General features: G+C 71.6%; 20 protein-coding genes. 7 read left to right on the top strand and 13 right to left on the bottom strand.

Going from position 1 to position 19,529, the window contains the following annotated elements; all coding sequences use genetic code 11:
* The first annotated feature begins 99 nt into the window (after positions 1 to 99).
* From OG381_RS12005 to mshC, 4 genes are all read left to right on the top strand, one after another.
* Positions 100 to 786 carry a histidine phosphatase family protein gene (locus OG381_RS12005; RefSeq protein WP_327716092.1) on the top strand — a complete coding sequence of 229 codons (687 nt, stop codon included), beginning with the start codon at positions 100 to 102 and terminating at the stop codon, positions 784 to 786.
* A 67-nt stretch (positions 787 to 853) separates the two neighbouring features.
* The gene (locus OG381_RS12000) at positions 854 to 1,444 is read left to right on the top strand and encodes a DUF3090 domain-containing protein (protein WP_327716091.1); all 591 of its coding nucleotides are present in this window, start codon (positions 854 to 856) and stop codon (positions 1,442 to 1,444) included.
* Positions 1,408 to 2,217: an SCO1664 family protein gene (locus tag OG381_RS11995; RefSeq protein ID WP_327716090.1), complete on the top strand. Its 810-nt coding sequence runs from the start codon at positions 1,408 to 1,410 to the stop codon at positions 2,215 to 2,217. Before OG381_RS12000 ends, OG381_RS11995 begins: the two co-directional genes overlap by 37 nt.
* A gap of 145 nt (positions 2,218 to 2,362) precedes the next feature.
* On the top strand, positions 2,363 to 3,592 hold the full coding sequence (mshC, locus tag OG381_RS11990) for a cysteine--1-D-myo-inosityl 2-amino-2-deoxy-alpha-D-glucopyranoside ligase (RefSeq protein ID WP_327716089.1): 1,230 nt from the start codon (positions 2,363 to 2,365) through the stop codon (positions 3,590 to 3,592).
* Positions 3,593 to 3,674: 82 nt separating this feature from the next.
* Here the strand turns inward: mshC and OG381_RS11985 are convergent, their stop codons facing one another.
* The gene (locus tag OG381_RS11985) at positions 3,675 to 3,941 is read right to left on the bottom strand and encodes a hypothetical protein (protein ID WP_234441497.1); all 267 of its coding nucleotides are present in this window, start codon (positions 3,939 to 3,941) and stop codon (positions 3,675 to 3,677) included.
* Here OG381_RS11985 and OG381_RS11980 point away from each other — a divergent pair, their 5' ends adjacent.
* Positions 3,942 to 4,418 carry a hypothetical protein gene (locus tag OG381_RS11980; RefSeq protein ID WP_327716088.1) on the top strand — a complete coding sequence of 159 codons (477 nt, stop codon included), beginning with the start codon at positions 3,942 to 3,944 and terminating at the stop codon, positions 4,416 to 4,418.
* On the opposite strand, the gene OG381_RS11975 is transcribed toward OG381_RS11980, so the two are convergent.
* Positions 4,408 to 6,138: a S8 family peptidase gene (locus OG381_RS11975; protein ID WP_327716087.1), complete on the bottom strand. Its 1,731-nt coding sequence runs from the start codon at positions 6,136 to 6,138 to the stop codon at positions 4,408 to 4,410. The genes OG381_RS11980 and OG381_RS11975 overlap by 11 nt on opposite strands.
* Positions 6,139 to 6,412: 274 nt before the next feature.
* Between OG381_RS11975 and OG381_RS11970 the strand changes: the two genes are divergently transcribed.
* Entirely contained in the window at positions 6,413 to 7,369 is a 957-nt protein-coding gene (locus OG381_RS11970) for a superoxide dismutase (protein ID WP_327716086.1), read from the top strand.
* Positions 7,370 to 7,405: 36 nt separating this feature from the next.
* Here OG381_RS11970 and OG381_RS11965 read toward each other — a convergent pair whose 3' ends face one another.
* The 8 genes from OG381_RS11965 to OG381_RS11930 form a co-directional block, all read right to left on the bottom strand.
* The gene (locus OG381_RS11965) at positions 7,406 to 8,389 is read right to left on the bottom strand and encodes a PAC2 family protein (protein ID WP_327716085.1); all 984 of its coding nucleotides are present in this window, start codon (positions 8,387 to 8,389) and stop codon (positions 7,406 to 7,408) included.
* Between the two features lie 230 nt (positions 8,390 to 8,619).
* Positions 8,620 to 9,291, bottom strand: coding sequence for a FadR/GntR family transcriptional regulator (locus OG381_RS11960; RefSeq protein ID WP_307032937.1), 672 nt, complete (start codon positions 9,289 to 9,291; stop codon positions 8,620 to 8,622).
* A gap of 98 nt (positions 9,292 to 9,389) precedes the next feature.
* Positions 9,390 to 10,685 carry an amidohydrolase gene (locus tag OG381_RS11955; protein ID WP_327716084.1) on the bottom strand — a complete coding sequence of 432 codons (1,296 nt, stop codon included), beginning with the start codon at positions 10,683 to 10,685 and terminating at the stop codon, positions 9,390 to 9,392.
* Entirely contained in the window at positions 10,682 to 11,434 is a 753-nt protein-coding gene (locus tag OG381_RS11950) for a nucleoside phosphorylase (RefSeq protein WP_327716083.1), read from the bottom strand. Before OG381_RS11950 ends, OG381_RS11955 begins: the two co-directional genes overlap by 4 nt.
* Positions 11,431 to 12,297, bottom strand: a complete 867-nt coding sequence (locus tag OG381_RS11945) for an ABC transporter permease (RefSeq protein WP_327716082.1) — start codon at positions 12,295 to 12,297, stop codon at positions 11,431 to 11,433. The genes OG381_RS11950 and OG381_RS11945 overlap by 4 nt, the downstream gene beginning before the upstream one ends.
* On the bottom strand, positions 12,297 to 13,349 hold the full coding sequence (locus OG381_RS11940; protein WP_327716081.1) for an ABC transporter permease: 1,053 nt from the start codon (positions 13,347 to 13,349) through the stop codon (positions 12,297 to 12,299). The genes OG381_RS11945 and OG381_RS11940 overlap by 1 nt, the downstream gene beginning before the upstream one ends.
* 1 nt (position 13,350) lies before the next feature.
* The gene (locus tag OG381_RS11935) at positions 13,351 to 14,880 is read right to left on the bottom strand and encodes an ABC transporter ATP-binding protein (RefSeq protein WP_327716080.1); all 1,530 of its coding nucleotides are present in this window, start codon (positions 14,878 to 14,880) and stop codon (positions 13,351 to 13,353) included.
* Positions 14,861 to 15,910: a BMP family ABC transporter substrate-binding protein gene (locus OG381_RS11930; RefSeq protein ID WP_327716079.1), complete on the bottom strand. Its 1,050-nt coding sequence runs from the start codon at positions 15,908 to 15,910 to the stop codon at positions 14,861 to 14,863. The genes OG381_RS11935 and OG381_RS11930 overlap by 20 nt, the downstream gene beginning before the upstream one ends.
* Positions 15,911 to 16,201: 291 nt before the next feature.
* On the opposite strand from OG381_RS11930, the gene mtnA reads away from it, so the two are divergent.
* A complete protein-coding gene (gene mtnA / locus OG381_RS11925; RefSeq protein WP_327716078.1) occupies positions 16,202 to 17,233 on the top strand; it encodes an S-methyl-5-thioribose-1-phosphate isomerase in 1,032 nt (343 codons plus the stop codon).
* Between the two features lie 60 nt (positions 17,234 to 17,293).
* On the opposite strand, the gene mtnB is transcribed toward mtnA, so the two are convergent.
* From mtnB to OG381_RS11910, 3 genes are read right to left on the bottom strand one after another with little or no spacing between them, the layout of a single operon-like run.
* Positions 17,294 to 17,902 (bottom strand): methylthioribulose 1-phosphate dehydratase, encoded by a 609-nt coding sequence (gene mtnB / locus OG381_RS11920; protein ID WP_327716077.1) that lies wholly within the window; start codon positions 17,900 to 17,902, stop codon positions 17,294 to 17,296.
* Positions 17,899 to 18,633: an acireductone synthase gene (gene mtnC / locus OG381_RS11915; protein ID WP_327716076.1), complete on the bottom strand. Its 735-nt coding sequence runs from the start codon at positions 18,631 to 18,633 to the stop codon at positions 17,899 to 17,901. Before mtnC ends, mtnB begins: the two co-directional genes overlap by 4 nt.
* Positions 18,630 to 19,229, bottom strand: coding sequence for a 1,2-dihydroxy-3-keto-5-methylthiopentene dioxygenase (locus OG381_RS11910; RefSeq protein ID WP_327716075.1), 600 nt, complete (start codon positions 19,227 to 19,229; stop codon positions 18,630 to 18,632). Before OG381_RS11910 ends, mtnC begins: the two co-directional genes overlap by 4 nt.
* Between the last annotated feature and the right edge of the window lie 300 nt (positions 19,230 to 19,529).

The raw sequence follows: 19,529 nt of genomic DNA, 5'->3' as shown, positions 1-19,529 counted from the left end.
CTCCGGGGTGTTCCAGCCGGTGTTGCGAGCCCGACCGTGCTCGACCTCTCGACAGCGGCGCGCCCCTTCGGCTGGGCGCGTGCGCCTACGCTGGGCCGCATGCCCACGTTGATCCTCGTCCGCCACGGACGATCCACCGCCAACACCGAGGGACTGCTCGCCGGCTGGACGCCCGGGGTCGCCCTGGACGAACGCGGGGCCGCGCAGGCCGCCGCACTGCCCGGGCGGCTCGCCGGGCTGCCGATCTCCGAGGTCGTCACCAGCCCGCTCCAGCGCTGCCAGGAAACGATCCGGCCGCTCCTCGACGCCCGTCCCGAGCTGAACCCGCACACCGACGATCGGATCGGCGAGTGCCACTACGGCGACTGGTCCGGCCGCAAGCTCGCCGAACTCATGGACGAGCCGCTCATGCAGGTCGTCCAGTCCCACCCGTCGGCGGCCGCGTTCCCCGGCGGCGAGTCGATGCGGGCCATGCAGACCCGCGCCGCCGAGGCCGTACGCGAGTGGAACGCGCGCGTGGAGCGCGACCACGGCGACGACGCCGTCTATCTCATGTGCTCGCACGGCGACATCATCAAGTCGCTCGTCGCGGACGCGCTCGGACTTCATCTCGACCTCTTCCAGCGGATCTCCGTAGAACCGTGTTCCATCACGGCGATCCGTTACACCCGTCTGCGGCCGTTTCTCGTGCGCCTCGGCGACACCGGCGATTTCGCCTCGCTCGCCCCGCGCGAGGAGCCTCCCGCCGGCGATGCCACGGTCGGTGGTGGTGCGGGCGCACCGTGATCGTCGGGCGCAGTAGGGTGAAGCGGTCGAAGCAGCGCCGTACCCACGATTCCAATGGAGACAGGACGTGTCCCGTCAGGTGTTCCTCTATGACCCACCGGAGCGTTTCGTGGCCGGCACGGTCGGACTGCCCGGGCGCCGTACGTTCTTCCTTCAGGCCTCCGCCGGCCCCCGGGTGACCAGCGTGGCCCTGGAGAAGACCCAGGTCGCCGCGCTCGCCGAGCGGATGGACGAGCTGCTGGACGAGGTCGTGCGCCGCAGCGGCGGCAGCGCCGCCGTCCCGGCCGTGGCACCCACCGAGGTGTCCGACGCCGCCCCGCTGGACACCCCCGTCGAGGAGGAGTTCCGCGTCGGCACCATGGCGCTGGCCTGGGACGGCGAGGAGCAGCGCATGATCGTCGAGGCGCAGGCTCTCGTGGAGCTCGACGCCGACACCGAGGAGGACCTCGCCGAGGCCGAGGAGCGCCTCCTCCAGGACGAGGAGAACGGCCCCCCGATGCTGCGGGTCCGGCTCACCGGCGCGCAGGCCAGAGCCTTCGCCAAGCGCGCCCTGGACGTCGTCAACGCCGGGCGGCCGCCGTGCCCGCTGTGCAGTCTCCCGCTCGACCCGGAAGGACACGTATGTCCGCGCCAGAACGGATACCGCCGCGGAGCGTGACCACGGCAGAGCTGCTCGCCCGAGGTGAGCTGACGGTGCGCGGACAGATCCGCGAGGCCTCCAACGCGGTGCTGTACTGCGCCGTCTCGTACGAGGGGCAGGAAGTCGCGTGCGTCTACAAGCCCGTACGCGGTGAGCGCCCGCTGTGGGACTTCCCCGACGGCACCCTCGCCCAGCGCGAGGTCGCCGCGTACGAGGTCTGCGAGGCGACCGGCTGGGGGCTCGTACCGCCCACCGTGCTGCGCGACGGACCCTACGGCGAGGGCATGGTCCAGCTGTGGGTCGAGGCCGAACCGGGCCCCGAACTGCTGGCGCTCGTCGACACGGAGGAGCCCGGGCCGGGCTGGAAGGCGATCGGGTTCGCCGAGGTCGGCGACGGGAAGACCGCGCTGCTGGTGCACGCCGACGACGAGCGGCTGCGCCGGCTGGCCGTGCTGGACGCCGTGATCAACAACGCGGACCGCAAGGGCGGCCATCTGCTGCCGGCCGGGGACCGTCTCTACGGCATCGACCACGGCGTGACCTTCAACACCGAGAACAAACTGCGCACCCTGCTGTGGGGCTGGGCGGGCGAGCCGCTGCCCGGCGAGGCCGTGGACGTACTCAAAGGCCTCAGGGAAGCCCTGACGGGGGAGCTGGGCACCCGGCTGGCCGCACTGATCACCCCGGCCGAACTCGATGCCACGCGCGCGCGTGTCGACGCCCTGCTGGCCACCGGGACGCACCCGGAGCCGAGCGGCGAGTGGCCGGCCATTCCCTGGCCGCCGGTCTAGGAGCAGAAAACTGCGCGGCCAGCCCCCACCGGCCGGCACTTTTGTCACGGTTACTCCTGCGGAGCGTTTCGCGCAAGACCGCCTTACCGGCCATCCGGCCCGGTCCGGTTCGTATACGGAACATCCGTCCGGTTAGGCTCATGACATGCATGCCTGGCCCGCTTCCGAGGTCCCCGCCCTGCCTGGTCAGGGCCGCGACCTGAGGATCCACGACACCGCGACCGGTGGCTTGGTCTCCCTTGCCCCCGGTCCTGTCGCCCGTCTCTACGTCTGCGGCATCACGCCGTACGACGCGACCCACATGGGACACGCGGCGACGTACAACGCGTTCGACCTCGTCCAGCGCGTGTGGCTCGACACCAAGCGGCAGGTTCACTACGTCCAGAACGTCACCGACATCGACGACCCGCTCCTGGAGCGCGCCGCGCGGGACAGCGTCGACTGGGCCGCCCTCGCCGAGAAGGAGACGACCCTCTTCCGCGAGGACATGACCGCCCTGCGGATGCTGCCTCCGAAGCACTACATCGGCGCGGTCGAGGCGATACCCGGGATCGTCCCGCTCGTCGAACGGCTGCGGGACGCGGGCGCCGCGTACGAGCTCGAAGGGGACGTCTACTTCTCCGTCGAGTCCGACCCGAACTTCGGCAAGGTCTCGAACCTCGACGCCGCCGCCATGCGGCTGCTGTCCGCCGAGCGCGGCGGTGACCCGGACCGTCCGGGCAAGAAGAACCCGCTCGACCCGATGCTGTGGCTGGCCGCCCGCGAGGGCGAGCCGAGCTGGGACGGCGGCTCGCTGGGCCGCGGCCGGCCCGGCTGGCACATCGAGTGCGTCGCCATCGCCCTGGACCACCTGGGCATGGGCTTCGACGTTCAGGGCGGCGGCTCCGACCTCGCCTTCCCGCACCACGAGATGGGCGCCTCGCACGCCCAGGTGCTGACCGGCGAGTTCCCCATGGCCAAGGCGTACGTCCACGCCGGCATGGTCGCCCTGCACGGCGAGAAGATGTCCAAGTCCAAGGGCAACCTGGTCTTCGTCTCGAAGCTGCGCTACGACGGCGTCGACCCGGTCGCGATCCGGCTCGCCCTGCTGGCCCACCACTACCGGGCCGACTGGGAGTGGACCGACCAGGTGCTCGAGGACGCCGTCGCCCGGCTCGGACGGTGGCGTGCCGCCGTCTCCCGGCCCGACGGTCCGTCCGCCGACACCCTCGTGGAGGAGATCCGCGAGGCCCTGGCGAACGACCTCGACGCCCCCACCGCGCTGGCCGCCGTGGACCGCTGGGCGGCGCGGCAGCAGGAGCAGGGCGGTACGGACGAGGGTGCACCCGGCCTCGTGTCACGGGCCGTGGACGCGCTGCTGGGTGTAGCGCTCTAGACGGAGCAGAAGGCGAGGGCGCTTCCTCCACGTGGCCACGTGGAGGAAGCGCCCTCGGTGATGTCAGGCCGTCAGACGCGGGTCAGAGCCGCTGGATCCTGACGCTGCGCAGCACGTTCGGGGACTGGGTGTCCCAGACGCCGATCACCTGGTGGCCGAAGGCGAAGGCCTCCTGGATCTGCTGCTGGATCTGCGGGATCGGGTTGTTGAGGACCCGGAACTGGTTGTTGATGCGCAGGAAGATCTGCCGCGGCTGGCCCTGGAGCGGCTGGATGATGTCGATGAAGCCGTTGGCCACACCGGCCGCCAGAGGCTGCGCCTGGACCTGCTGAGCGACCTGCTGGACCACTTGCTGCACGATCTGCTGGAGATGCTGCTGCACCTGCTGCTCGATCTGCTGCGCCTGCTGGTCCTGCTGCTGGCTCTGCTGCCCCTGCTGCTGCCCCTGTTGGCTCTGCTGCTGACCGAGCTGCTGGAGCAGCTGCTGGAACGGCTGCTGCTGGCCGAGCTGCTGGAGCTGCTCCAGCGAGCCGCCACCCATGCCGAACGGCTGCTGCTGCTGGCCCTGTTGGCCGTAGCCCTGCTGCCCTTGTTGGCCCTGCTGTCCCTGCTGGCCTTGCTGCCCGAAGCCCTGCTGCCCGTACGGCTGTTGCTGCTGGCCGTAGCCCTGCTGGCCGAACGGCTGCTGCTGTTGCTGCTGGTACGGCGAGGTGCTCGGGAACTGCTGTCCCTGCTGTTGTCCCAGTTGGCTCATCTGCGGGGTGGTGTTCATGCGGGTGCCACCTTCCCTGGTGATGGTGGGGATGTGTCGGCCGTCAGCCCGTGACGACCAGGCCGACGATCTCGTCGTCCGCGAACCACACGCGGACGTCGGGGCGTCCCCCCGCGAACGCGGCGTGCACCGCCTGGCGGATCTCGGGGGACGGGTGGTTCAGGTTCCGCCAGCCGCCGGCCACGAACAGCCGGAGCCTGGGCGGGAGTTCGCGCGGATACGGCAGCAGCTCGTCCCAGTACCGCTCGGCCTGGCCGGAGCCGACCGCGTGCGGCAGCAGATGGGTCACCGCCGCCTTGATGTCGGGCCGGTTGCCGATCCGCTGGGAGGCGGGCCGGCCCGGCGCGTCCTGCTGCGAGGCCCCGGTCGACCGCAGCACCGCGCGGGCACGCTCCGGGGACATCGGCGCCTGGGCGGCCGCCCTGAGCATGCCCTGCAGCGCGGCCAGGGCGCCGACCACCATCGGGGAGGCCGAGGAGGTTCCGGAGAACGTGTCCGTGTACCAGGCGATCTCCTCGGGCCCGCCCTGCAGGTCGCCGGGCTTGTCCCAGAAGCCGCCGGTGGTCGTGACCTCGCGTCCCCAGCCCTGGGCGTCCACGCGGGCACCGTAGTTGGAGAACGCGAGCCGTGACCGGTCCGGTCCGTGGTCGCGGCCGTGTGTGCCGGGCGGCGGGGCGCCCGCGCCGACCAGGACGGCACCGGAGGACTGGTTGGACGGGTTGAACGGGTTGCGCCACCACTCGGGGAACGCGTCGGGGCGGCGCTCGTAGACCGCGTCGTCGAGGGACTCGCCGCCGTTGCCGGCGGCCGCCACGACGAGGACGCCCTTGGCGGTGGCGTGGCGGACGGCCGCGAAGTCGTCCGGCCACCACTCCAGGGCGATGTAGCCGCGCTGGTCCTCGCGTTCGGCGAACTCCGAGCGCGGTCCGGGCCGGTGGAGTTCGACGAGGACGATGTCGCCGGGGCCGAGCCGGTCCGCCGCCGCGTGGATCGCGGCCGCGGTGCCGATGCCCTGGAAGGACGCGGCCGCGGTGGTCGCCTCCGGCACGATGCCGGTGACACCGTGCTCGCCCTGGTCGCCGCCGATCACCCCGATCACGGCGGTGCCGTGGTTGCGCCAGGCGATGTCGGAAAGCGGGGTGCCGACCACGACACCGGCCAGCTTGGCGGCGAGGTCCTCATGGCCCAGCTGCCAGGAGCCCTCGACGTCGATCACGGTCACGCCCTGACCGGCACCCCCGGGCCGCTGCCAGGCCCAGTGCGCGTCGATCCCCTCGGGCGTCGGCCGCAGATAGCCCTGTCGGCTGCTGAAGTCCGGTGTGGCCGGGGCGCCTTCCTTCAGCCGGCCGCTCTCCTCGCCGACCTGCTGGAGGGCGGCGGGCACGGCGCCCGGCTTCACGTACGCGGTGTCGACGCCCGGCAGCGCGGCGATCCGGGAGCGCAGTTCCTCGGCGCGGCTGCGGTCGCCGCGCACCCGGTAGAACAGCGCGAGGTCGGGCACGTTCTCGGAGTCCGGGGCGGCCGACTGCTGCAACCTCTCCTCGCTTCCGAACAGCGGTTCAAGAGCGAGCTGTTCGTCGCTGAGGAACATGTTGAGGGCCGAGACGTCGGCGCCCGCCGCCGACCGGACGCCGTCGGCCCGGGCGCGCAGCCGGGCCTCGGGACGGGCGACGACGATCAGTTCCTGTTCGGCTCCTCGATACGTGAATCCCGCTCCGTCGGGCCCCGGCCCGGACGTTCCCGGGCCCTGCTCCGGCTGTACCTGGTCGGTCATCGGGTTCCGCTCCCTTCGGTCCTTGCGGGTGCCTGGTTGCGGTGGTGAGCCTCCGTGGGACAACCAAGCACTCCAACGGCGCCCCGTCCAGCCCGTGTTCGCCAACTCGGTTTGAAAACAAGTTGAATTGGGTAACGTGTGCAATCCGTCCTGAAACAGATGTCACGTGGCAATCCGGCCAAAGACTGCGGAGGCGACGGTCATGTGATGGGGTGAGAGCGCCTGTTGACCGTTCGGCCGACCCATCCGTCGGCCCTTGGCAGAAGGACGCACAGTGGCACCCACAGACCGTTCCTTCGCACGTCGAAGACTCCTCACCACGACCGCGGCGCTGACGGGAGCAGCGCTGCTCGGCGGCCCGGCCCACGCGGCCGAGAAGCCGAAGGGCGCCTGGCCCGACCAGTTCCCGCTGCCCGACGGCTTCCAGCCCGAGGGCATAGCCATCGGCACGAAACCCTTCGCGTACTTCGGTTCCCTCGCCGACGGCGACATCTACGGGGCGAGCCTCGCCACCGGCCGGGGCTCCGTGATCAGCGAGGGCCTCGGCGCGGGCCACCCGACCGTCGGCCTGAAGATCGACGGGCACGGCCGTCGGCTGTTTCTCGCCGGCGGCGACAGCGGCGAGATCCGCACGGTGCACGTCCGCTCCGGCGAGATCGAGAAGGTGTACGCCACCGGCGGCACCTTCGTGAACGACGTGATCCTCACCCCGGGCGCCGCCTGGTTCACCGACTCGTTCAAGCCGCAGCTCTACAGGCTGAGCCTCGGCAGGCACGGCGAGCCCCAGGGCCTCGAGACCGTCCCGCTGACCGGTGACTGGGTCCAGGGCGACGACTTCACCGCCAACGGCATCGAGCGCACCCCCGACGGCCGCGCCCTGCTCGTGGTGAACGGCTTCGCCGACGGCGGCACCCTGGAACGGGTCGACCCGCGCACCGGAGTCGCCCGCGCCGTCGACCTCGGCGGCTCCAAGATCCCCAACGGGGACGGCCTGTTGCTGCTCGGCAGGATCCTCTACGTCGTCCAGCAGCGGCAGAACGCGATCGATGTGTTCCGGCTGAACGCCGCCGGCACGAAGGGCACGGCGATCGTCCGGATCACCGATCCACGCTTCCGCATCCCGACGACCGTCGCGGCCTGGGGCGAGAGGCTGTATCTGCCCAACGCCCGCTTCGACGTGGAACCGACGCCCGACACCGAGTACGACGTCGTGGCGGTACCGCAGGTGTGACCGTGAGGTGGGCGGTGCGAACCGCCCACCTCCGTCTCACTCCTCCGACGACTCCTCGTCGTCCGTGCCACTGCCCGGCTTCGGCGGCTTCGGCGGCCGCGGACGACCGCCGGGGTTCTCCCGCAGATACGTACCGTCGCCGCCCTCGGTCGCGTGCCCGCCCGGCGGGGTCGGGCCGCCGCCGTCCCGTCTGCGCAGATACCGCTCGAACTCGCGGGCGATCGCCTCGCCCGTCGCCTCCGGCAGCTCCGCGGTGTCCCGGGCCTCCTCCAGCGTCTGCACGTACTCGGCGACCTCGGTGTCCTCGGCGGCCAGCTGGTCCACCCCCACCTGCCAGGCGCGCGCGTCCTCGGGCAGCTCGCCCAGCGGGATGCGTACGTCGATCAGGTCCTCGAGCCGGTTCAGCAGCGCCAGCGTCGCCTTCGGGTTCGGCGGCTGTGACACGTAGTGCGGTACGGCCGCCCAGAGGCTGACCGCCGGTACACCCGCGTGCGTGCACGCTTCCTGGAGGACACCGACGATGCCCGTGGGGCCCTCGTACTTGGTCTCCTCCAGGTCCATGCGCTGAGCCAGGTCCGGGTCGGACGTGGTCCCGCTGATCGGGACCGGACGCGTGTGCGGGGTGTCGCCGAGCAGGGCGCCCAGGACCACGACCAGCTCCACGCCCAGCTCGTGGGCGAAGCCGAGGAGCTCGTTGCAGAACGAGCGCCAGCGCATGGACGGTTCGATACCTCGGACCAGTACGAGATCACGCGGCTTGTCGCCGCCGACGCGGACCACCGAGAGGCGGGTCGTCGGCCAGGTGATCTTCCGTACGCCGCCGTCCAGCCACACCGTGGGGCGGTTCACCTGGAAGTCGTAGTAGTCCTCGGCGTCCAGCGCCGCGAACACCTCGCCCTTCCACTCCTTGTCCAGATGCGCGACCGCGGCCGAGGCGGCGTCGCCGGCATCGTTCCAGCCCTCGAACGCGGCCACCATGACCGGGTCGATCAGCTCGGGAACCCCCTCGAGCTCGATCACCCAGTGCCTCCTTCCGACGTGCCCTCACGTACGCCCCAACCTTACGGCGTCCAACGGGGGCGTCCGCAGCCCCCTTGCACGGGGGAGTGAACGCATCACTGCCCCATTAGCCACCCCGGAACACCCTCCATTCCTCGGAGCTGTGCCGGATCACCGTGCACGCCTGTCCCTGCATGGGCTCGGTGACCCGGGTAGACGTCGGATGACCCGGCGAGGCAGGGAACGGCAGTTCAGAGCGAGGCCCGCAGCCACTGCTCCACGCTCGCGATGTGCACCGTCGCCCACGACCGGGCCGCCTCCGCGTCGCGATCCCGTAGGGCGGCGAGGATCATGCGGTGCTCGTGCAGCGTGCGGCTGACCGCGTCCTCCTGTGTCAGGCCTCGCCAGATCCTCGCCCGGGTCGTGGGGCCCGACAGGCCGTCGAGGAGGGAGCACAGGACGGAGTTGCCGGAGCTCTGCACGATGCCGCGGTGGAAGTCGAGGTCGCAGGCGACCAGTTCCTCCACCGAGGGGGCGGAGCCCAGTTTGTCCAACTGGGCCGACAGGGCGTCCAGTTGCTGTTCGCTGATCCGCAGGGCCGCCATCGAGGTCGCGGCCGGCTCCAGGATGCGGCGGACGGCCAGGAACTCCAGGACCGTGTCGTCGCGGTGGAAGTCGACGACGAAACTCAGCGCCTCCAGCAGGAGTTGGGGGTCCAGGCTCGTCACATACGTGCCGTCGCCCTGTCGCACGTCCAGGATCCGGATCAGCGACAGGGCCCGCACGGCCTCCCGCAGGGAGTTGCGGGACAGCCCGAGCTCGGAGGCGAGCTCGCTCTCCTTGGGGAGCCGGTCGCCGGGGCGCAGGGCGCCCGAGACGATCATGCCCTTGATCTTCTCGATCGCCTCGTCGGTGACTGCCATGGCCGGCCTCCCAGTGGTTCCCGCATGCCCGTCAAGACATCCGATGTCTTACGCCATTATGAGGGCGGACCTGCCGTTCGGAGTGCCAAACGCCCCGCTCAGACAAGGTCTTCCAGGTCGGCGATCACCGTACGCTCGTCCAGCGTCGTCAGCACCCGGTCCCGCAGAAGCACCCGTCCGTCGACGACGGTGTCCCGCACGTCCGCCGAGTGCGCCGCGTACGCCAGCGTCGACCACGGATCGTGCACCGGCCGCAGATGCGGCGCGTCCAGGTCCAGCACCACGAGGTCGGCCCGCTTCCCGGCCTCCAGCGAGCCCAGCCGCTCCCCGAGCCCCAACGCCCGCGCACCCTCGATCGTCGCCATGCGTACGGCCTGCTCGGCGCCGACCGCCGTGGGGTCACCGCCCGCCTTGTGCACCAGCGCCGCCTGCCGCACCGCCCCCAGCACATCCAGCGTGTTGGAGCTGACGGCCCCGTCCGTACCGAGCCCGACCGTCACCCCGGCGCTCAGCAGCCGAGGCACCGGCGCGATCCCGCAGCCCAGCTTCAGGTTGGACACCGGACAGTGGGCGACCGACGTGCCGGTGCGGGCCAGCGCCGCGATCTCCGGACCGGTGAGGTCCACGGCGTGCGCGAGCAGCACATCAGGGCCGAGCAGACCGAGCGAGTCGAGCAACCCCACCGGACGCCTGCCGTACTTGACCTCGACGGTGGCGACCTCGGTCGCGTTCTCCGAGGCGTGGATGTGCAGCAGCGCCCCGAACTCCCGGGCCAGCGCGAAGATCTCGGTGAGCTGGTCCGGGCTCAGGGTGTACGTGGAGTGCGCGAAGAGCACCGGACGCGTGCCGGGGCGGGCCGTGCCGCGGGCCTCCAGATCCCGGCGCGCCCAGTCCAGGCGGTCCTCGTAGGGGATGCCGTCGGGCGGGCCGGGCACGTCCATGAAGGTGGGCCCGGTGTGCAGCCGCCAGCCCGCCTCACGGGCCGCCTGCTCGGCCGCCTCGTGGAACCAGTACATGTCGAGCGCCGACGTCACCCCCGCCCGTACGCTCTCGGCGACCGCGAGGCGCACCGCCGCCGCCACGTTCCGCGGCGTCAGCAGCTCGGCCTCCCACGTCAGCACCCGCTCCAGGAAGCCCTGGAGGGTGACGTCGTCGGCGCGACCGCGCAGCAGGGTCATCGCGAGGTGGGTGTGGGTGTTCACCAGCCCCGGAAGGACGAGACAGCCCGCGGCGTCGATGGACTCGGTGGCCGGGAAGCGCGCACGCAGCTCGTCGGCGGGCCCCACGGCGACGATCTCGCCCTCGTGTACGGCAACAGCCCCGTCCCGTACGACGGTTCCCTCGTCGTCCACGGTCAGGACGTCACCGCCGTGGATCAGCAGGTCGATGCTCACGCCCGGTACTCCTCCGCCAGCAGCCGCAGCGCCTCCAGCGACACCAGCGCGCCCCGCTCGACGCCGGCCGCGACGACATCGCGGTGCGGGTCGTAGGCGCTGGCGCCCTCCTCGTCCACCAGCTCGTCCGCGTTCGCCCCGTCGATGACGAGGACGCCGCCCGCGACCAGTCCGCGCAGCGATGCCGTGACCAGCAGGGCGGAGAGCTCCATCTCGATGGCGGCGAGGCCGGCACCGTCGTAGGAGAAGAGCGGGAGGAGGCCGGGCTGGAAGGCCGCCCGGGTCCAGACGATGCCGCGGTGGTGCGGGGCGTTCGCCTCGCGGGCCGCACGCTGGAGCGCGATGACCGCCTCGGGGGAGGAGACCGCGGGGTACTCGGGCGGGAGCAGCTGCTGGGTGACACCGTCGTCGCGGACGGCCGCCTCCGCGATGACGAGGTCGCCGTCGCCGATCCCGGGCTTCATCGCGCCCGCCGTGCCGAACCGCAGGATGGTGCGGACCCCCGCGTCCGCGAGCTCCTGGAACAGCAGGATCGCGCCCGGACCGCCCACCCCGTGCGAGGCGACGACGACCGGCAGGCCCTTCCAACTGCCGCTGAACGCACGGTATTCGCGGTGGTACGAGACCTCCTCGGCCCCGTCGAGCAGTGCGGCGACGGCCGCGGCGCGCGCCGGGTCGCCGACGACGACCGCGTGCGCCGGCAGGCCGGTGCGGGGTATGCGGGTGATGGGCAGCAGGTCCTGCGTCATACGGCGGCTCCGGTGGACGGACGGGTACGGCGACGGCGCGCCGTGGTGAGGAAGAGGGCGCCGAGCGTGACGACGTACGGCGCGGCGTCGGTCGCCTGCTGCGGCAGACCGAGGCCCTGGAGGCGGAAGCCGGCCGCCTCGGCGAGGCCGAAGAGCAGCGCGGCGAGCAGCACCCCGAGAGGCAGGGCGCGGCCGAGCATCACGGCGACGACGGCGATCCAGCCGCGTCCCGCGGTCATGTTCTCGGTGAACAACGTGACGTTGCCGAGGGCGAGTTGGGCCCCGGCGAGACCGCACAGGACACCCGAGACCAGCACGGCCGCGTACTTGTACTTCGCCGGGCTCACCCCGAGCGTGGCCGCCGCGTCCGGTGCCTCGCCGACCCCGCGCAGGCGCAGCCCCCACACGTGCCGGGACAGCATCACCGAGGCCACCGCGACCGCCGCCCACGACAGATAGGCGAGCGGGCTGAGGCCGCCGATCAGGGGGAGACCGAGGAGGGACGGGTCGTCGAAGGTGCCCTGCACGCCGAAGACCGTACGGAGCAGGAAGCTTGTGAGGCCCACGGCCAGCAGGTTCATCGCGATGCCGAGAACCACCGCGTCCCCGCGCAGAGTGACCGTCCCGACCGCGAGGATCAGCGAGTACGCCGCCGCGGCGAGCGCCGCCGCGAGGACGCCGAGCCAGGGGCTGCCGGTGAACCAGCTCGTGGCGACCGCGGTGAAGCAGCCCATCAGCATCATGCCCTCGAGGCCGATGTTGAAGACGCCCGCCCGTTCGCAGACGGCTCCGCCGAGCGCGGCCAGCAGGATCGGCGTCAGCGCGCGCAGCGCCGACATGAGGAGGTCGGAGTCGAGGAACATCACACGGCCTCCTTGGCCTTGACCTCGGCCTTGCGGCGCGGGAGACGCGGGAAGGTCAGCCGGGCCGCGAGGAACACGATCACGATCGCCTGGAGCACCTGCGTCAGCTCACGCGGCACCTCGGTCGTCCGCTCCATCGCGAGACCGCCGACCGCGAGGACGGCGAAGAAGAACGACGCGATCACCGTACCGAGCGGGGCTGCCGTGGCCAGCAGGGCGGCGGTGAGGCCCGTCCAGGTGTAGCCGGGGGCGGTGAGCGAACCGTCGACGAAACGGTAGGGGAAGCTCAACACCCCGATGGCGCCCACGAGTCCGGCGATCGCTCCCGACACGGACATCAACTTCAGGGTCAGGCCCCGGCGTTCGACACCCGCGTACGCGGAGAAGCGCGCGTTGAGACCGGTCATGCGTATCTCGTACCCGAAGGCGGTCCGCCGGTCCGTGAACCCGTACGCGGCCGCCGCGAGAACGACCAGCACCAGACCGAGGGTGACCGTGGAGTCACCGAAGGAGGGCAGCGCCACGCCGTCGGGCATCGCCCGGGTCTGCGGCAGGCTGGAGCCGGGCTCCTTGAGCGGGTAGCGCGCCAGGTAGGAGGCGAGCGAGACCGCCGGGTAGCTCAGCAGCAGGCTGCTGACCAGGAGCGGGACGCCGAGGTGGTTCTCGCACAGGGCGGCCAGGGTGGCGTACGCGGCGCCCGCCGCCATGCCCGCGAGCAGCGCGAGGACGACGGTGAGGGGCGCCGGCAGTGGGGAGTACAGGCCGGTCACGGCGGCGGTGATGCCGCCGAGGACCATCTGGCCGTCGCCGCCGAGGTTGATGAGCCCGGCACGCAGCGGGATCGCCAGCGCGAGGGCCATGCCGAGCACGCTGGTGAGGGTGGTCAGCGTGGAGCCGATGCCGTCGGCGCCGAGCGAGCCGGTGAGGACCGCCTCGTACGCCGCTATGGGGTCCGCGCCGGTGCCGAGCAGGAAGAGCGCGCCGATGAGGACGCCGGCGAGCACGGAGAAGGTGATGGGGGAGCGCAGGGCTCCGGATATCCGGTTGGTCATGTCAGTCGACGGCCTCCACCGTGACCCGGGCGCCCGCCATCGCGAGGCCCAGCGTCCGTTCGTCCGCCTCGTCCTTGTCGTACGACGCCGTGATCCGGCCCTCGTACATCACCAGCACCCGGTCCGCCAGACCCCGGATCTCGCTCAGTTCGGCCGAGACGAGGAGGACGGCGTGACCGGCGTCGCGGTAGGCGACGATCTGGTCGTGGATGTTCTGGATGGCGCCGATGTCGACACCGCGTGTGGGCTGCTCGACGAGCAACAGCGGTGCGTCGTGGGCGAGTTCGCGGCCGATCAGCAGCTTCTGGAGGTTGCCGCCGGACAGCGCGGAGGCGGGGACCTCGAGGCTCGACGCCTTGACGCCGAACCGTTCGATCAGCCGCCGCGCGTGCGCCCGGACGGCGGTCGGCGGCAGCAGGCCGCGGGAGGACAGGGACGTACGGTGGTGGCCCATCGCGAGGTTGTCGGCGACGGACGCCGTGGGCGCCGTACCGACCGCGTGACGGTCCTCGGGGACGTACGCCAGGCCCTTGAGGCGGCGTTCGGTGGCGGAGGCGTGGGTGATGTCCTCGTTCTTGAGGGTCACCCGCCCGGCGGTGACCGGCCGCAGACCGGCCAGCGCCTCGATCAGCTCGCTCTGGCCGTTGCCCGCGACGCCCGCGATGCCGACGATCTCGCCGGCGCGGACGGTGAGTCCGGCGCCGCGCACCCCGTCGGTGGCGAGACCGGTCACCTCCAGTACGGCGTCACCGGGTGTGCCCCGGGCGTGGACGCGGTCGAGTTCGACCGCGCGGCCGGTCATGGCCGCCGCGATCTCGTCGGCGGAGGTTTCCGCGGTGACCAGACGGGCCACCACCCTGCCGTCCCGCAGGACGGTCACGTGGTCGCTCACCTCCAGCACCTCGCGGAGCTTGTGCGTGACGAGGATCACCGTACGGCCCTGTGCGGCCAGCGACCCCAGCACCGCGAACAGGGCGTCCGCCTCGGCCGGGGTGAGCACCGCCGTCGGCTCGTCGAGGATCAGCGTGCGGGCCCCGCGGTGCACCAACTTGAGGATCTCCACACGCTGGCGCAGACCCACGGGCAGATCACCGACGCGCGCGTCCGGGTCCACGGCGAGGCCGTGCTCCTCGGCGAGTTCACGTACCCGGCGGCGGGCCGCGGCGCGGTCCACCAGGCCGAAGCGGCGCGGCTCGGCGGCGTAGACGACGTTCTCGGCGACCGTCAGCGAGTCGAACAGCTTGAAGCTCTGGTGGACCATGCCGAGCCCGGCGGCCATCGCGTCGCCCGGGCTGGCGAAGTGCGCGTCACGGCCGCCGACCCGAACCGAACCCGCGTCGGCGCGCTCCATGCCGTACAGGATCGACATGAGCGTGGACTTGCCCGCGCCGTTCTCGCCCATCAGGGCGTGGATCTCGCCGTGGCGGACGGTCAGGTCGACGCAGTCGTTGGCGAGCGTGCCGGGGAACCGCTTGGTGATTCCCCGGAGCTCGACGGCCAGGCCCTCGGCGTCAGCTCGCGGCGGGGTCATCGACCTTCAGCTCTCCGGAGACGATCTGGTCGCGCAGTGCCTCGACCTTCGCCAGGACGTCCTTGTGGTCGGCGATCACGCACTTCGACGCGTCGACGCCGGCCTCCAGGCCGGTCAGGCTGATGCCGCCCTCCTTGAGGCCGTAGGAGACGGTGCCCGTCTTACCGGCCAGGACCGACTCGACGCCCTTCTCCACGGCGACGTCCGTGCGCTTGATCACGTTGTCGACGACTGTGCCCGGCGCCGAGACGCACTGGTTGACGTCGACGCCGTACGCGTAGGCGCCCTTGGCCTTCGCGGCCTCGAAGACGCCGTAGTTGCCGGCCGCGGCGGCGGCCATGATCTGGTCGTAGCCCTTGGAGAGCAGGGTGTTCGCCTGCTCCTTGGCACGCGCCGAGTCGTCGAAGGGGGACTGGCCGCCGACGAAGCGCGTCCCCGTCTCGGTCTTGGCGGCGACCTTCTTGGCGCCGGCCGCGAACGGGTCGCTGTAGCGGCGGAACTGGGGGGTGTCGAGGACGTCGACCGCGCCGACCTTGCCCGACTCGCTGAGCAGACCGGCCTCGACGCCCGCGAGGTACACGCCCTCGTGCTCGCGGAAGACCGCGCAGCTGACGTTCTCGAAGGTCTTGGCGGTGCAGGCGTCGATGATCAGGAACTGCTGCTTCGGGTTCTTCTGAGCCTGCTGCGCGACGAGGTCGGCGAACTCGAAGCCGACCAGTACGACGACGTCCGGCTTGGCGTCCACCGCGGCCTGGACGTTCTGCTGCTGGGAGGCGGTGTCCGTGGACTCGTAGACCTTCTGCGAGCCGTCGTGCTGCTTCGCCGCGGCCTTGACGCCGCTGACGGCGAGCTTCAGGAACTCGTTCTGACCGACCGCGTCGGGCGTGACGAGGGTGAAGGTCTTGCCGCTGCCGCCGCTCGCACTGTCGGAGGCGTCGCTCTTCGCGGCGGCGTTGCAGGCGGTGGCCGCGGTGACCATGAGGGCGGTGGCGGCGGCGAGTTGGAGGGAACGGTGGTGTCTACGGGACATCGGGAGACCTTCCGGGTACGGCGAGGCACGCTCGGCGGGAGCGGCGATGAGGTGAGAGGGGACGCTGGAACGGGGACGGGTCAGCGTCGACAGCCGTCACCGGCACACCGGCCGAAGTCGAGGAAACGGCGCTTGGTCAGCAGCACGGGCTTCCTCCTTCGTCTCGGTCTGCGGACTGATTGGCGGACAGTAGCATCCGTTTCCGGACACCTGCCCGACTGTCTCGAACTGTGGTTCTACCAGGTCATGTACCGTGGCCGGACACCACCGGAACAGCAGGAGTGTCCCGAAATGCCCCAGGAATTGCGTGCCGTCGACTGGACCGGAGACGCCCTCGCCCTCATCGACCAGACACTGCTCCCGCACCGCAACGAGACGAGGATTGTCCGCGATGTGGACACCCTGGTCGACGCGATCCAGCGGCTCGTGGTGCGCGGCGCGCCCGCGATCGGTGCGGCCGGCGGGTACGGCGTCGCGCTCGCGCTGGTGCAGGGCGAGCGCGAGGGCTGGTCGGTGGACGAGGTGCGGGCCGCCGTCGCACGCGTCCGGGAGGCCCGGCCGACCGCCGTCAACCTGATGGTGTGCGTGGACCGCGTGATGACCCGCTTCGACGAGGGCCTCGACGCCGTGCTGGAGGAGGCCGTCGCCGTCCAGCGCGAGGACGTCGAGGCGAACCGGGCGATGGGCGCCCACGGTGCCGACTGGCTGCTCGAAAGGGTGGGCGTGGAGCGGCCGTTGCGCGTCCTGACCCACTGCAACACGGGCGCCCTGGCGACGGCCGGATGGGGCACGGCACTCGGCGTCATCCGCGAACTCCACGCGCGCGGACGCCTCGAGGTGGTCTACGCCGACGAGACGCGCCCCCTGCTCCAGGGATCCCGCCTCACCGCCTGGGAGCTGGTCCAGGAGGGCATACCGCACTACGTCCAGGCGGACGGCGCCGCTGCCGGCACCATCCTGCGCGGCCAGGTCGACGCCGCGATCGTCGGCGCGGACCGCATCGCCGCCAACGGCGACACCGCGAACAAGGTCGGCACGGTGGGCGTGGCGCTCGCGTGCGCGGACGCCGGGATCCCGTTCCTGGTGGCGGCGCCGACGACGACCGTGGACCTGTCGACCAAGACCGGCGACGACATCCACATCGAACTGCGCGGCGAGGCCGAGGTGTTGGAGTGGGGCGGGGTGCGGACGGCGCCCGCCGAGTCGCGCGGCCACAACCCCGCCTTCGACGTGACGCCGGGGCGGCTGGTGACGGGACTGGTGACGGAGCGGGGCGTGCTGGAGGTGGCGTCCGGCCAACTGCCCGGCGACCACCTGCAGTAGAACCCGCGGCACGGGGAAGGGGACCCCCGAGCCCGGAGGTCCCCTTCTTCCCGGCGCCGCTCAGCGCTGCGACAGCTCCAACTCCAGCAGCCACTCGACCACTTCGGTGTGGTGGCGCGCCTGACGGGGATCGGCGCCCCACACGTACAGGCCGTGCCCCGCGACCACCACGGCCGGCATCCGCGGGTCGCGAGCCGCCTCCAGACGGTCCCCGAGCACCTTCATGTCCTGGCTGTTGGCGATCACCGGCAGCGTCACCTCGACGTCGTGCGCCGGCTGGCCGACGCCCTTGAGCATCTCCACGTCCTTGAAGACGATCCCGCCCGGCTCCCGCCGGCCCATCGCCACGGAGGCGACCGTGTGGACGTGCACCACGGCCCCGGCCCCCGTCAGCGCGGCGACCCGCGCGTGCAGCTCGGCCTCCGCGGACGGCTTGCCGCCCCGCACCGCGGCGCCCCGGCCGTCCACCAACACCACGTCCGCGGGGGTCAGTTCACCCTTGTCGTGCCCGCTCGCGGTGACCGCGAGCCGCAGCGGCTCCCGGGTGAGCACGACGGACAGGTTGCCGGAGGTGCCCCGCATCCAGCCGAAGCCCGCGAAGCGCGCGGACTCGGCGGCGAGAACCGCCCCCGCCTCCTCCAGGTCCAGTTCGGTGATCTCGGCGGTCATACGGTGCTCCCGGTGGTGCTGATGGTGATCTCGTCGAACGCCCCCGCCTCGGCGTGGTCGCCGACGCCCTGCTCGTAGTACGGCTCCCCGGGCCGCCGGATGCCCACCGCGTGCCAGCCGGCCGTGCGGGCCGCGTCCAGCTCGCCGGGGCGGTCGGAGAGGAAGAGGAGCCGCGAGGGCTCGACACCGGCCGACTCCGCGATACGGCGGTACGACTCCGGCTCCTGCTTGGGTCCCGCGTTCTCGGTGTCGTGCAGACCGGAGACGAGCGAGGTGAGGTCGCCCTCCGGGCTGTTCGTGAACCACGCCCGCTGGGCGGCCACGGACCCGGACGAGTAGACGTACAGCCTCGTCCCCGCCGCGTGCCAGACACGCAGCCGCGGTACGACATCGTCGTAGAAGTGCGAGACGAGGTCGCCGCGCGCGAAGCCCTCGGACCAGATGATCCCCTGGAGCGTCTTCAGCGGCGTGGCCTTGCGGTCCTCGTCGAGCCAGGTGTTCAGGGCCTTCTCGACCGCGGCCGCGTCGGCCCGCGGATCGCCCAGCTCCTCGCGCACCTGCGCGACGGCCCGCGCCACGTCCGGATCGTCGGCCCGCTCGGTCAGCAGCGCGCCGAAGCGCGCGCGTGAGTACGGGTACAGCACGTCGACGACGAAGCCCGTGGCGCTCGTGGTCCCCTCGATGTCGAGCACCACGGCGTCCACGTCGTACGTCAGGCCCCGCTGCGTCACGCCGCGCCCTTGCCGGCCGCGTAACCCGCCGCGATCGTGTCGTAGTCCGGGAAACGGGAGGCGATCGTCGAGCCGGTGAAGTTGCCGATCCAGCCGTCCTCCTCGTGGAAGAAGCGGATCGCGGTGAACGACGGGCTGGTGCCCATGTCGAACCAGTGGGTGGTGCCGCGCGGCACGCCCAGCAGGTCGCCCTTCTCGCAGAAGACCGCGTGGACCTCGCCGTTCACGTGCAGATAGAAGATCCCGGAGCCGGAGACGAAGAAGCGGACCTCGTCATCGTCGTCGTGCGTGTGCTCCTGGAGGAACTTCGCGCGCGCGGCCGCGGCCTTCGCCGGGAACTCCGGGTCGTCGCTGGGGTGCAGACCGAGGACGTCGACGGTGGTGAAGCCCTCCTCGGCGTTCAGCTTGTCGATCTCCGGGCCGTACGCGGCGAACACCGTGTCGCTGTCGGCGTCGAACGGGACGTCCTCACGCACGGGCCACTGCTCGTAGCGCACACCGAGCGGCTTGAGGGCCTCGGCGATCTCGGCGGGGTCCGAGGTACGGCGGACCAGCGTCTCGGGGCCGGACTCGGACCAGGTCGTCAGCAGGGTCATGGGAACAACTCCAGGCGTCTGAAAGGGATGTCCGGATACCGAGACAAGCACCGGACGGGCGGGGCAGGAAGAGGGGCGGCGACGGACAACCGGTCAGCCGCGACACGCGGCGCCGGGACAGCGGCGGGGCATGCGGGGCATGCGCAGCGCTGTCGCGTGTGGTGTCGTCATCAGGGCCTCACTGGTCCGGGTGGGGTGCCGGTTCGGCGATGGTAACTCGACACGGCAGGTCGACCCGGTGTGACGAAGTTGTTGTCTCAAGCAGTGAGAAAGCGTGTTCAGTGCTTTGACGAATGGCCG

This window comes from Streptomyces sp. NBC_00490 (genome assembly GCF_036013645.1).
GTDB classification, from domain to species: domain Bacteria; phylum Actinomycetota; class Actinomycetes; order Streptomycetales; family Streptomycetaceae; genus Streptomyces; species Streptomyces canus_F.
This window is presented reverse-complemented; position numbering and strand designations above follow the sequence as displayed.